The organism is Alistipes sp. UBA6068 (assembly GCF_949428155.1).
Lineage (GTDB): Bacteria > Bacteroidota > Bacteroidia > Bacteroidales > Rikenellaceae > Alistipes > Alistipes muris.
Genome location: NZ_CASQFS010000003.1, coordinates 156,361 through 169,205 on the forward strand (window position 1 = coordinate 156,361; position 12,845 = coordinate 169,205).

At 59.6% G+C, this 12,845-nt stretch carries 10 protein-coding genes and 1 tRNA gene; 4 read left to right on the plus strand and 7 right to left on the minus strand.

Annotation, left to right across the window (positions count from 1 at the left end; all coding sequences use genetic code 11):
- Positions 1-73: 73 nt before the first annotated feature.
- From QVG21_RS03075 to mazG, 4 genes are read right to left on the minus strand one after another with little or no spacing between them, the layout of a single operon-like run.
- Positions 74-835: a LytR/AlgR family response regulator transcription factor gene (locus QVG21_RS03075; RefSeq protein ID WP_287922141.1), complete on the minus strand. Its 762-nt coding sequence runs from the start codon at positions 833-835 to the stop codon at positions 74-76.
- Positions 820-2,130, minus strand: coding sequence for a sensor histidine kinase (locus tag QVG21_RS03080; RefSeq protein WP_287922144.1), 1,311 nt, complete (start codon positions 2,128-2,130; stop codon positions 820-822). Before QVG21_RS03080 ends, QVG21_RS03075 begins: the two co-directional genes overlap by 16 nt.
- A gap of 4 nt (positions 2,131-2,134) precedes the next feature.
- Positions 2,135-2,665 carry a gamma carbonic anhydrase family protein gene (locus QVG21_RS03085; RefSeq protein WP_251213684.1) on the minus strand — a complete coding sequence of 177 codons (531 nt, stop codon included), beginning with the start codon at positions 2,663-2,665 and terminating at the stop codon, positions 2,135-2,137.
- A 1-nt stretch (position 2,666) separates the two neighbouring features.
- Positions 2,667-3,446 carry a nucleoside triphosphate pyrophosphohydrolase gene (gene mazG, locus QVG21_RS03090; protein ID WP_251213683.1) on the minus strand — a complete coding sequence of 260 codons (780 nt, stop codon included), beginning with the start codon at positions 3,444-3,446 and terminating at the stop codon, positions 2,667-2,669.
- Positions 3,447-3,531: 85 nt separating this feature from the next.
- Between mazG and QVG21_RS03095 the strand changes: the two genes are divergently transcribed.
- Complete coding sequence (locus QVG21_RS03095; RefSeq protein ID WP_287922152.1) at positions 3,532-5,679, plus strand: beta-N-acetylhexosaminidase; 2,148 nt, start codon at positions 3,532-3,534, stop codon at positions 5,677-5,679.
- A 60-nt stretch (positions 5,680-5,739) separates the two neighbouring features.
- On the opposite strand, the gene pheT is transcribed toward QVG21_RS03095, so the two are convergent.
- Both pheT and QVG21_RS03105 read right to left on the minus strand, forming a co-directional pair.
- Positions 5,740-8,205 carry a phenylalanine--tRNA ligase subunit beta gene (pheT, locus tag QVG21_RS03100; protein ID WP_287922154.1) on the minus strand — a complete coding sequence of 822 codons (2,466 nt, stop codon included), beginning with the start codon at positions 8,203-8,205 and terminating at the stop codon, positions 5,740-5,742.
- A 96-nt stretch (positions 8,206-8,301) separates the two neighbouring features.
- Positions 8,302-9,201: an EamA family transporter gene (locus tag QVG21_RS03105; protein WP_287922156.1), complete on the minus strand. Its 900-nt coding sequence runs from the start codon at positions 9,199-9,201 to the stop codon at positions 8,302-8,304.
- A 168-nt stretch (positions 9,202-9,369) separates the two neighbouring features.
- Between QVG21_RS03105 and lepA the strand changes: the two genes are divergently transcribed.
- From lepA to QVG21_RS03120, 3 genes are all read left to right on the plus strand, one after another.
- Positions 9,370-11,160, plus strand: a complete 1,791-nt coding sequence (gene lepA / locus QVG21_RS03110) for a translation elongation factor 4 (protein ID WP_287922158.1) — start codon at positions 9,370-9,372, stop codon at positions 11,158-11,160.
- 197 nt (positions 11,161-11,357) lie between these two features.
- Positions 11,358-11,430: transfer RNA gene (locus QVG21_RS03115), tRNA-Gly, on the plus strand.
- Positions 11,431-11,785: 355 nt separating this feature from the next.
- The gene (locus QVG21_RS03120; RefSeq protein WP_287922159.1) at positions 11,786-12,298 is read left to right on the plus strand and encodes an Arm DNA-binding domain-containing protein; all 513 of its coding nucleotides are present in this window, start codon (positions 11,786-11,788) and stop codon (positions 12,296-12,298) included.
- A 293-nt stretch (positions 12,299-12,591) separates the two neighbouring features.
- Here the strand turns inward: QVG21_RS03120 and QVG21_RS03125 are convergent.
- Positions 12,592-12,845, minus strand: a 254-nt coding sequence (locus tag QVG21_RS03125; protein ID WP_287922160.1) for a PepSY domain-containing protein, incomplete at its 5' end; no start/stop codon positions are given.

Sequence of the window (12,845 nt, forward strand, 5' to 3'; positions counted from 1 at the left end):
TGCAAAGGTAGGGCCAAACGCAAAACCCGGGGCGGCACCCCGGGTCAAACGGCACGAACGGCGGGTCAACCGCCTATTCGGCAGGCTGAGCCGACCGCAGCCAGGCTTTGAATTCGGGTGCGCGGGCTTTGGAAACGACGATCCGTTCGGGCGTCGCGACTTGCAGCGACAGCGACAGGCGGCTGCCGAACCACACCACGATTTCTTTGACGGCACGGCGCGAAACGATGAACTGGCGGTTGGCGCGGAAGAAGTCGGCTTCGGGCAGCAGCGCCTGCAATGCTTCCAGCGTCCGGTCGAGCGGATAGATTTCGCCGTCGAAGCCGCAGGCCGTCACTTTCTCGTCGGAGGTGTAGCAGTAGGCGATTTTGTCGCGGTGCAGCGGAATGATCCGGTCGCGCACATGAACCAGAAAGGTCTCCTGCCGTTCGGCCGCCATCGCCTTGACCCGCGCACCGTAGGCCCGGCTCTCGCTGCCCGTCAGCCGGCGGAGTTTTTCAAGGGCCCGCTGCACGTCGGCGCTTTTGAGCGGTTTGAGCAGGTAGTCGATGCTGTTGACCTTGAAGGCTTCGAGCGCATAGCGGTCGTAAGCGGTCGTGAAGATGACCGGAGCCGCGATTTCCACTTCGTCGAAAATCCGGAACGAATCGCCGTCGGCCAGATGGATGTCCATGAAAAGCAGGTCGGGCTGCGGATGGTTCCGAAAATATTCCACGCTCTCGGCCACGCTTTCGAGCACCCCCGTCACCTCCACGTCCGGCGCCGTCTCGCGCAGAACGGCCCGCAGGTTGACCGCCGCCGCGGTCTCGTCTTCGATAATCAGCGCACGGAGCATGTCTCGGGTTTCTGAAGCGGCACCCGCACGGTGAATACCGTCCCGGTGTCGACGATTTCTATTTCGCACCCCGTAATCAGCCGCACCCGGCTGCGCAGGTTCTCCAGCCCGATGCCCGTCGAGGGCTCGGGTTCCAGTTTGGGCGCCTTGGGATTCGACACTTCCAGCCAGCCGACCGCCACACGCACGCTGATATGGAGCGGATGGGCCTTGGTTATGGCGTTATGTTTCACCGCGTTGCCCACCAGCGGTTGCAGCGACAGCGCGGGCAGCAGCCACGAACGGTATTCTTTCGGCACGTCGATGTCGAAGAACAGCTTGTCGGCATAGCGGATTTTGAACAGATAGCCGTAGGCTTCGAGGAAATCGAGTTCCTCGCCGAGCGAAAGCAGCGTGCTCTGCCCGTTCTGAATGATATAGCGGAACGTGTAGGAGAGCTGGTCTATATAGGTGAGCGCCTTGTCGTCGAGTTTCTCGCGCACGAGCATCGACAGCGAGTTGAGCGAGTTGAAAAAGAAGTGGGGGTTGATCTGCCCGACGAGCATGTTGTAGCGCGTCGTCAGATTTTCGTTCTTGAGCCGTTCGTTTTCCATCGCCACGGCCTGCTGCTGCGAAATCTGCACATATATCCAGCTGTAAAGCAGCGAAACCACCACGGCGAACGAGCACTTGAGCAGCAGCACATAGTCCAGCATCCGGGGCGCCATGAAATTAGGCAGCAGCCTGCCCGTGCGCCACTCGGTCACAGGGGCCAGGAAATAGAGCCCCGCGGCCACAGCCACGGCCCAGCAGCCGCGCACGATGAAGCGCCGCCGCGAATAGTCGTACCGCACCGGGGTGACGACCGACAGCAGGATGAACGAAAGCAGCAGATAGTAAATCAGCTGCAGGGTCAGCACAGCGCTTTCCGACGGGCGTTTGAAAAGCGCTCCGTAGTCGAATTCCTCGCCGTTGCGCCGCACCACCTTTTTCAGTACGGGGTGGGCGGCTTCCGATGCCGGAGCCGAGACGCTCACCGTCAGACTATCGCCGTCCGCAAGCCCCAACCGCCGGATTCGCGACATGGCCGCGTACACGCTGTCGCCGTTTTCGCCGATCAGATAGCCGTGACCGTCGGGCGACACCCACAGCAGTCCCGCTTCGTATTCTTCGGCCGCCGGCACCTCCTCGGGCGGCGGGGCAGGGGTGTTCGGGTCGACCAACAGCAGCAGCAGGTACGAGAAATTCACGACCAGGCTGACCGCCAGGGCGACCAGCAGGTTCAGCAGCACAGGATATTCGGTCCGCCAGCGCATCGGCCTACTCCTCCTTGAACCACGAAGCGTAGAGCATGTAGTCGTGCGCCGTGCGGCGGATGATTTCGTCGCGCTGTTCGGGCGTCACCTCCTTGACCTTTTTGGCCGGAACGCCCGCATAGACCGAATTGGGTTCCAGCTGGGCATTGGAGAGCACCAGCGCCCCCGCAGCGATGATGCAGCCCGACGGAATCACCGCATTGTCCAGCAGTATCGACCCCATGCCTATCAGGCAGTTGTCGCCGATGCGTGCGCCGTGGACCACCGCATTGTGGCCTATCGACACGTCGTTGCCGATGATGGTCTGCGACGGGTGCTTGGCTCCGTCATAGATGGTGTGGAGCACCGCTCCGTCCTGGATGTTGGTGCGGTCGCCGACCACGATTTTGTTGACGTCGCCGCGCAGCACGGCGTTGTACCAGATCGAGCAGTCGCGGCCCACGGTCACGTCGCCCAGCAGCACCGCCGTTTCGGCCAGAAAGGTATTTTCTCCTACGACGGGTTCGTGCCCGCGGATTTTTCGGATAAGCGCCATCTTATTCTCTCTTTTTTGCTTCCTGCCAAAGTTCTTCCATCCGCTCCGGCGTAAGTTCGTGCAGCGCATGTCCCTGCGCCGCGGCCTGTTCCTCCATGCAGTTGAAACGGCGGATGAATTTCTTGTTGGTTCGCTCCAAGGCCGATTCGGGGTCCACGCCGTAGAGACGGCAGGCGTTGACCAGCGCAAAGAGCAGGTCGCCGAATTCCGCTTCGAGGTCGGCCTGCGTCCCCGATTTCATTTCGGCCTCCACTTCGGCCGCTTCCTCGCGCACCTTGTCCCATACCTCCTCGCGCCGCTGCCAGTCGAAGCCCGTAGCGGCCGCCTTTTCGCCCACGCGGTAGGCCTTGACCATCGCCGGGAGCGAGCGCGGAACCCCGCCCAGCGTGCCGCTCTTGCGGTTTTTCTTCCGCAGTTTGAGCGCTTCCCAGTTCTCCTTCACCTGGTCGGGGGTATTGGCGTGGATGTCGCCGTAGACGTGCGGATGGCGGTATATCAGTTTGTCGCAGAGCGAATCGGCCACATCGGCATAGTCGAAAAGGCCCTCTTCCTCACCCAGCTTGGAGTAGAAAACCACATGCAGCAGCAGGTCGCCCAGCTCCTCCTTGATTCCCTCCATGTTGCGGTCGGTAATGGCGTCGGCCAGTTCGTAGGTCTCCTCGATGGTGTTGCTGCGCAGCGACTCGAAGGTCTGTTCGCGGTCCCACGGACATTCGCGGCGCAGGGTGTTCATCACCTCCAGAAGCCGCGCCGTGGCCGCAAGCCTTTTATCCTGTTCCATAAGATATATAAGGTATTTCTTTGCCGCAAAGGTAAGCAAATCGCCCGGAAAAAAGTAACTTTGCAAAAAACAAATTCCCCAGCCGATGAAATCCCCGCTGCTCCTTCTTTTGTCGTTTCTCGCCTTTTCGGCGGCGGCACAGCCCGCTCCCGGCCCGATGATCCCCCGCGAGGGTGCCTTCGTCTTCGGTCCGGCAACGGCCCTCGCGGCCGACGAAGCGCTCCTGCCGCTGGCCCATTATGCGGCCGAATACCTGGGGCGTCCCGTCCGGCAGCAGATGACGGGTACGGGCGCCGTCGTGCTGACCCTCGAACCCGGCGAGCCCTCGGAAGCGTACCGGCTCGAAATCGCCCCCGACTACATCCGCATCGGCGCCACCAGCCCCGGCGGAGCGTTCAACGGATTGCAGGCCCTTTTCCGGCTGCTGCCGCCCGAGGTCTACGCACAGCAGGGCATCCCCGACGGAACGGCGCTCGCCTGCGGCATCGCAGCCGACCGGCCGAAATACAGCTACCGCGGCATGATGCTCGACGTGGCGCGCACCTGGGTGGAAGTGCCCATGCTAAAACGTTTTATCAACCTGCTTTCCTACCACAACATCAACAAACTCCACCTCCACCTGGCCGACGACGACGGGTGGCGCATCCAAATCAAGTCGCACCCTGAGCTGGCCGAAGTCGGCGGTTTCCGCGGCGGCGATTCGCCCGTGGCGCCCGTCTACGGCAAATGGTCGGAAAAGTACGGCGGTTATTACACGCAGGACGAAATGCGCTCGCTGATCGAGTACGCCGCCTTGCGCAACATCGAAATCATCCCCGAAATCGACCTCCCGGGCCACAGCCGCTGCATCGGTTCGGTCCGTCCGGAAATCCGCTGCAACTATCCGCCCGACACCGTCACGACGGCCGGGACCGACTACCGCTCGGCGTGGTGCGTCGCACGCGAGGAAAACTACGCCCTGCTCGAAGAGATCCTCGGCGAAATCTGCGAGTTGTTCCCCTCGCCCTACATCCATATCGGCGGCGACGAGGTGGAGGTGGCGCAATGGAAGAAGTGTCCCGACTGCCGGGCGATGATGAAGCGACTCGGAACCGTCAACCCGCACCGGCTGCAAGACTATTTCATGGAGCGGCTCGCCGCCATGCTGGCCGCCCGCGGCAAGCGTCCGGCCGTGTGGAACGAAGCGGCCGCCAGCGGTACGTTCACCCGCGCAAGCCGCGTGCACGGGTGGACGAGCGTCGGCGCCTGCCATGCCGCAACCGCCAAGGGCTACCGCACGGTCATCATGCCGAGCGAGTGCTTCTACTTCGACATGCGCCAGACGCTCCGCGAGGAGGGCCACAGCTGGGCTTCGATTTTCGACGCCCGCCGGACCTACGAATTCGACCCGGCCGCGCGCGGCTTCTCGGACAGACAGCTGCGCCACGTGGAGGGTTTCGAGGGGGCGTTCTGGACCGAAATCTACACTTCGCACGAGCCCGAAAAGCCCGACTACATGGATTACATGTGTTTTCCGCGAATCTGCGCCCTGGCGCGCCTGGCATGGAGCGGCAACGACGAGGGGTGGGAGAGTTACTACCGCGAGCTGGTCACCGACCACTACGACCGGATGGCCGCCATGGGCATCGGCTTCCGGCTTTTCCCGCCGCAGCTCCGCTACGCAAACGGAACGTTCACCGCCACGGCCGACGACAATTCGGAAATCTGCTACACCGTCGACGACGGCCGCCCGAAGCGCTACACCAAGCCCCTGCGAACGGCTGAGCCGCACCGCTACCGCTTCTTCACCCGCTACAAGACGGGCCGCAGCCCGCAGGTGGCGGACAACTCCTATTATAGAGTCATCGCCCCCGCGCTGACCGTCACCTCCTCGATGGCCGAAAATCCCCGCGTCCCCTTCGCCAAGGCCGCCGCCTACAAAGCTCCGGCGCGCACGCGGCGCGCCTGCCGCCGGGGCGACTGGGTACTCTACACCTTCGCAAAGCCGATGTCATGCCGCGAAATCTTCCTCCAGACCGGACACGAACAGCTGCCCAAAACGCAGATAACGACCGGCTACGCTGAAGTTTCCTACGACGGGCAAAACTTCGTGCATATCGGCGAACTGGAGAACGGCAGCATCACGCTGCGGCCCGACCGGAAAATCAAGGCCGTACGTCTCGTCTCCACCTGCCACGGCAACGGCACGCCCTACGTGACCATCCAGCCCCCGCGAATCAAGCCGGTTCTGTAAAACGAAAACCCCGCAAGCCTGTCAGAAGCCTGCGGGGTTCTTTTTGCACGTATCGGCCGCCTAACTGCGCACCGTAGCGCCGCAGCGGCTCTCGAACTGCGCCGCGAGGTTGGCCATGACGCGTTCGATAGTCTTCTCGTCGAGCGTGCGGCTCTTGTCTTCGAGGATGAAACTCAAAGCGTAGGACTTCTTGCCCGCAGGCAGCTTGTCGCCCTCGTAGACGTCGAACAGCGCCACGCTCTTCAACAGCTTGCGCTCCGTAGCGAAAGCAACATCGCGCAGGGCCGAGAACGTCACCTGCTTGTCGACCAGCAGGGCCAGGTCGCGTTTCACTTCGGGGAACTTCGAGAGTTCCTCGGCGGCAATCTTGTGTTTCTTGGTCGAACGAACGAGCGCATCGAAGCTCACTTCCATGAAATAAACCTCCTGCTTGACGTCGAGCATCCGGCGGATGCGGCCGCTCACCGTACCGATTTGCAGCAGCTCCCTGTTGCCGAGCGACATCGAAAGCCCCTCGCCGTAGAGGTCGCTCTGCAAGCTCTCGGTTTTGAGGGCATAGATGTCCACCCCGAAGCGGCGCAGCAGCTTTTCGGCCACGGCCCGCAGCGTGAAGAACGACGCCTTTTCGGGCTTGGCGTTCCACGACTGCGGCACGGCCAGCCCCGTCACGGCTACGGCCAGCCGGTACTCCTCCGAATAGGCGGCCAGCGGGTTTTCGTCGGTGCGCTTCTCCGCATCGTAGAAATAGCAGTTGCCGAATTCGTAAAGCTGCAGGTCGCTGTTCTTGCGGTTGGCGTTGAGCTCCACGGCCTCCAGCATGTTGAAAAGCAGCGTCTGCCGCATGACGTTAAGGTCGGCGCTCAGCGGATTGAGTATCCGCACGCAGCGTTCCGCCGGGCAGGAGGTCAGCCCCTCGTAGTAGGCGCCCCTGGTCAGGGAGTTCGACATGATTTCCGTGAAGCCGTTGGCCGTCAGAAAATCGGCCGCCATGTTCATCAGCTTGCTGCGGTCCGGCCGCGGCGCATAGGAGAGGGTCGAACGCACACGGGTGGGAATCTCCACGTTATTGTAACCGTAGATGCGCAGAATGTCTTCGATAAGGTCGGCTTCGCGCTGCACGTCGACCCGATAGGGCGGCACGGCCACGGTCAGCACACCCTCCTTTTCGCCGAGTATCTTCACTTCGAGCGCCGCGAGGATGGCACGCACAGTCTCTTCGGGGATTTCCTTGCCTATCAGCGCATTGACCCGCGCGAACGACAGGTCGAAAACGAAGTCGGCAATCGGGGCGGGGCAGATGTCCGTGATGTCGCTCGAAATCTTGCCGCCGGCCAGTTCCTTCATCAGCAGAGCCGCCCGCTTGGCCGCATAGACCTGCATGTTGGGGTCGGCGCCGCGCTCGAAACGGAACGAGGAATCGGTGTTCAGCCCGAAACGCTTGGCGGTCTTGCGCACCCACACCGGGTTGAAATAGGCACTCTCGATGAAGACGTCCGCCGTCTCGTCGCCGATGCCCGAATCCAGCCCGCCGAAAACTCCGGCTATGCACATGGGCCGTTCGGCCGAACATATCATCAGGTCATCGGCCGTGAGTTTGCGTTCTACGCCGTCGAGCGTCACGAACGGCGTTCCCTCGGCACACGTGCGGACCACCACTTCGCCGCCCTCTATCTTGCGGGCATCGAACGCATGCAGCGGCTGGCCCAGCTCGAAAAGGACGAAATTGGTAATATCCACCAGGTTGTTCTTGGGATTGATTCCCGCGGCACGCAGGCAGTTCTGCATCCACTCGGGCGACGGACCTATCTTGCAGCCCGTAACGGTCACTCCGGCATAGCGGGGCGCCGCTTCGGTGTTCTCCACACGGATTTTGATGTTCAAATCGTGGTTGTCGGGGGCGAACGCCGACACGTCGGGCATCCGGACCTCGGTCTTCCGGCCGCGGCTGGTCAGATAGGCGGCCAGGTCGCGCGCCACGCCGATATGCGACGCCGCATCCACGCGGTTGGGCGTCAGCCCGATTTCAATCAGATAGTCGTCCTCGATTCGGAGGTATTCGCCGGCAGGCATCCCCACGGGCGCATCGGCAGGCAGTTCCATGATTCCGTCGTGCGACGCTCCGATGCCCAGTTCGTCCTCGGCGCAAAGCATGCCCAGTGATTCTACGCCGCGGATTTTGCTGCGCTTGATTTTGAACTCCTCGTCGCCTCCGTCCGGATAGAGCACGGCGCCGACGGTCGCGCACAGCACTTTGAGCCCGGCCCGGCAGTTGGCCGCACCGCAGACTATCTGCAAAGGCTCGGCAGCTCCGACATCGACGGTCGTAATGTGCAGGTGGTCGGAATCGGGGTGGTCGGTGCAGGTCAGCACCTCGGCGACCACCACGCCCCGAAGCCCGCCCTTGACGGTCTCGATTTTCTCGAAGCCCTCGACTTCGAGCCCGATGTCCGTGAGCACGGCCGCCGTCTCCTCGGCCGAAAGGCCGGTGTCGACATAGCGTTTGAGCCAGTTATAGGAGATATTCATGGTAAAAGCGAATTAAATTATCGGTAATTTCGGCATTCGCAAAGATAGGCAATAATTATGAATTGTGAATTATGAATTGTGAATTTCTGCCGGCGGCTACCGCGACCCGAGCCACAGAAAGACCATGCCCGCCAGGATGAAAGCCAGGTCCACGGCTTTCGAGCGCAGGTTGCGTTCGTGGAAAAGCACCGCTCCGCACAGGAACGACACCACGACCGAACCGCGCCGAATCATCGAGACGACGGAAATCATCGCATCCGAATCGCGCAGGGCCATCAAATAGGCGAAATCGGCCAGCGACAGGAATACGGAAATCAGCGGAATCGCCCAGCTCCAATGGAATGGGGTGGTGGTACGGCGCCGCGGCCACCACAGGACTGCGACGACGACGGCCATCATCAGAAACTGATAGAGGTTGTACCAGCCCTGCACGAAAACCGCATCGAGCCGCGTCATGATGAACTTGTCGTAAAGTCCGCTGACCGCCCCCGTCACGGCTGACAAAGCGACGAAAACAATCCAGATATTGTGGGCGAAATCGACCCCTTCGCGGCGGCTGGAGCGGCTGAGCATGAAAAGCGACAGCAGCGCCAGTCCGACGCCGACCCATTGACAGAGGTTGAGCCGTTCGCCGAAGACCAGCATGGCCCCCACGAGCACCATCACGGGCCGCGTGGCATTGATGGGCCCGACAATCGTAATCGGCAGGTGCTTGATGCCGAAATAGCCGAATATCCACGACGTCAGCACGATGGCCGACTTGAGCAGCACCAGTCCGTGGGCTTCGGCCGTACCGGTCGCCGACGCGAGCACCGTGCCGTCGAACCAGCCCCAGCCGCCCTCGGCCGAGAGAATCGTGGGCAGGAAAATCAAGGTGGAAAAAAGCGTATTCAGCAGCAGTACAGGCAACACGGCATTCTCCGTGAGTGCCTTTTTCTTGGCCGCGTCATACAGTCCGAGCAGCGCCGCCGAAGTGAAAGCAAGGGTCAGCCACATCTTCCGTCGATTTTAGGCCGCAAATATAGTGCAAGCCGAGGGCAAAAGCAAGCTCGGTTGCTTTTGCCGAGGTCCCGCCTGTCTTCTCTATCAATTTTTTTTGGTTCTCGGCCCGGCTTACATTATCTTTGCCGAAAAATAAACTGCCGCTCAGCCAGCGGTTTTTCTATGAAAAACATCCGTAACTTCTGCATCATAGCCCACATCGACCACGGGAAAAGTACGCTCGCCGACCGTCTGTTGGAAAAGACCAACACGCTCAACCAGCGCGAAATGCAGGCGCAGGTGCTCGACGACATGGACCTCGAGCGCGAAAAGGGCATCACCATCAAGAGCCACGCCATCCAGATGGAATACACGGCCCGCGACGGCCAGCGCTACGTGCTCAACCTCATCGACACCCCGGGACACGTCGATTTCTCCTACGAGGTCTCGCGCGCCATCGCTTCGTGCGAGGGGGCCCTTTTGGTGGTCGACGCTACGCAAGGTATTCAGGCACAGACCATCTCGAACCTCTACCTCGCCGTCGGCCACGACTTGGAGATCATCCCCGTGCTCAACAAGATCGACATGGATTCGGCCATGATCGACGAGGTGAAGGACCAGGTCATCGACCTTATCGGCTGCAAGGAGGAGGACATCCTGCTGGCATCCGGCAAAACGGGCCTCGGCGTCGAGGAGGTGCTCGAAGCCATCGTGCAGCGCATCCCGGCACCGAAAGGCGACGAAAACGGCCCTCTGCAGGCGTTGATTTTCGATTCGGTCTTCAACCCGTTCCGCGGCATCATCGCCTATTACCGCGTCTTCAACGGCACGCTCCGCAAGGGCGACCACGTGAAGTTCTTCAACACCGGCAGCGAGTACGACGCCGACGAGATCGGCGTGCTGAAGCTCAAGATGCAGCCGCGCCAGGAGATCAAGGCCGGCGACGTGGGGTATATCTGCTCGGGTATCAAGACTTCGGCCGACGTCAAGGTGGGCGATACGATCACGGCCGTCGACCGCCCGGCTCCCGAAGCCATCGCCGGATTCGAGGACGTGAAGCCGATGGTCTTCGCAGGCGTCTATCCCGTCGAGGCCGACCAATACGAGGACTTGCGCGCTTCGCTCGAAAAGCTGCAGCTCAACGATGCGTCGCTGACTTTCGAGCCCGAGAGTTCGTTGGCCCTGGGATTCGGTTTCCGCTGCGGGTTCCTCGGGCTGCTGCACATGGAAATCATCCAGGAACGCCTTTACCGCGAGTTCAACATGGACGTCATCACCACCGTGCCGAACGTGTCGTACCGCATCACCACCACGCAGGGCGACACGCTGGAAGTCCACAACCCCTCGGGACTGCCCGAAATTACGAAAATAGCCAAAATCGAGGAGCCCTATATTCTGGCGCAAATCATCACCAAGTCCGAATTCCTCGGCAACGTCATCAAGCTCTGCATCGACAAGCGCGGCGTCATGAAGAACCAGACTTTCATCACGCAGGACCGTGTGGAGGTCAATTTCGACATGCCGCTTTCGGAAATCGTCTTCGACTTCTACGACAAGCTCAAAAGCATCTCCAAGGGCTACGCCTCGTTCGACTACCACCGCACGGGTTACCAGCTCTCCAAGCTCGTCAAGCTCGACATCCTGCTCAACAGCGAGCCGGTCGACGCCCTTTCGTCGCTCATCTACGCCGACCACGCCTACGACTTCGGGCGCAAAATGTGCGAGAAGCTCAAGGAGCTCATCCCGCGCCAGCAGTTCGACATCGCCATCCAGGCGGCTATCGGCGCCAAGATTATCGCCCGCGAAACGGTCAAGGCCGTGCGTAAGGACGTGACGGCCAAGTGTTACGGCGGCGATATTTCGCGTAAGCGCAAACTGCTCGAAAAGCAGAAAAAGGGTAAAAAGCGCATGCGCCAGATCGGTAACGTCGAGGTGCCCCAGTCCGCGTTCCTCGCCGTGTTGAAAATGGATTGACCTCGCTTCGAGCAGCACAAAGACGTATTATTCCCGGATTTCTCCCCGCAATTCGTGCAATTCGGCCATGTAGTCTTTGCAAGCGTTCCGATTAGTGGAGAGAGAATAGGGTAGGAGCGTTCACAAATGCGCCTGCAATTTTTTTTCGCCCGAAATTTGATTTCTCCGTTTTTTCCGCGTATCTTTGCGCTCGCATTGCGGAAATAGCTCAGTTGGTAGAGCATCAGCTTCCCAAGCTGAGGGTCGCGAGTTCGAGTCTCGTTTTCCGCTCACGAGGTCCTTTTCGAAGGACCTTTTTTGTTGGGCAAGGTTGCGCAATTCGAAGCAAACAATTCTGTATATCAACGTTTTCGATAAGCCGAGTGCAGAGCCAAGCTTTGCTTGAGCTATGCCGAGGCGAGAAAACCTGCATGAAAATGAACGATATGCGGGATCGTTTCGTTTTCGTGCATAGCAAAAGGCAGCAGGCGAAAGCATCCTTTCCTTGTGCCGAATCGTGGTACATGGGTGTGAGCGGTAGAAATGTACCACACTTTTTCGGCAGTGCGTTGAATTACATTGGTTTGCATCGAACGTTCCGGGCTTTTCAATCGTATGATTGTCAAACTCAAAACGTATTCGGACGATGGAAAGAAAACGATTCGGCGTGACTTACTTTCTGCGCAAGGCACGCACCAACAAGGCTGGCTTAACTCCTATTCTGGCCCGCATCACCACCAATGGCATCTCAAAAGAGATCTACATCCAATGTTCGGTTCCTGCCGATAAATGGAACCAATCCAAAGAGCGGGCGACCGGCAAGGACAAATTATGTCAGCAGGTCAATTCTTATTTGGACGAATACCGCGCAAGGATTCTCGCTGTGCGTCAGGAACTAATCGCCAAAGGCTACGAAGGGAACTGCATCCAAATCAAAGAGCGGTTGCAAAATCCCTCCACTCTTTCGATTATGTTTGTTGCAGAATTGGAAAAATACTGCAACAAACGGCAGACAGAGGTCGGCGTGCGTATTACTCAACTGACAGCGAACAAATATCATCGGGTGCTGCGGTATCTGAAAGAATATGTCGCCGCACATTACAAGAAAAATGTTGTAACGTACCGACCAATCTGCGGATACATATTTCAATTAGCATGACAATAAGTCAATGGATAATCGTGTAATCATCAAACTTTTTTTGTCAGCATTGGCTGACAGCAAGGTGTGTATCGAGTTACTCGATACCTTTTGAGTTACTCAAAAGCCCTGTCTCTAACGAGAAAAATCGCACCTCCGAAGTCGGCGCTTTTGATCGGCGTCGCACTGCGAACGAATCGAAATCGGATAACTCCGGCGTGAGCACTGCCATTCATACGAATTCCGATTATACGAGAAAAACAGAGTGCCCGTAAAGGTCGAAAAGGCATCCCGCAAAAACGAATACCGTGTCGTCATTTACGTTTGTTCATGCACCGCCTCCACCACAACCAATAACCCGTCAGGGGAAGTGAGGCACCGATAAGTGCGGCGAGGAAATAGAGGATTTTCGTCCAGATGCCGCCCCACGTACCCGTGTGGAACGCATAGAACCAGCCGCGGAGGCGCTGCTGGCGGGGCCTCTCTTCATAACGGGTGATCTCGGCGAGACGGCCGCTGCGGGGGTCGAACGTCGCGCGGTCGATGCGTCGCATCGCCGATTGCCGCG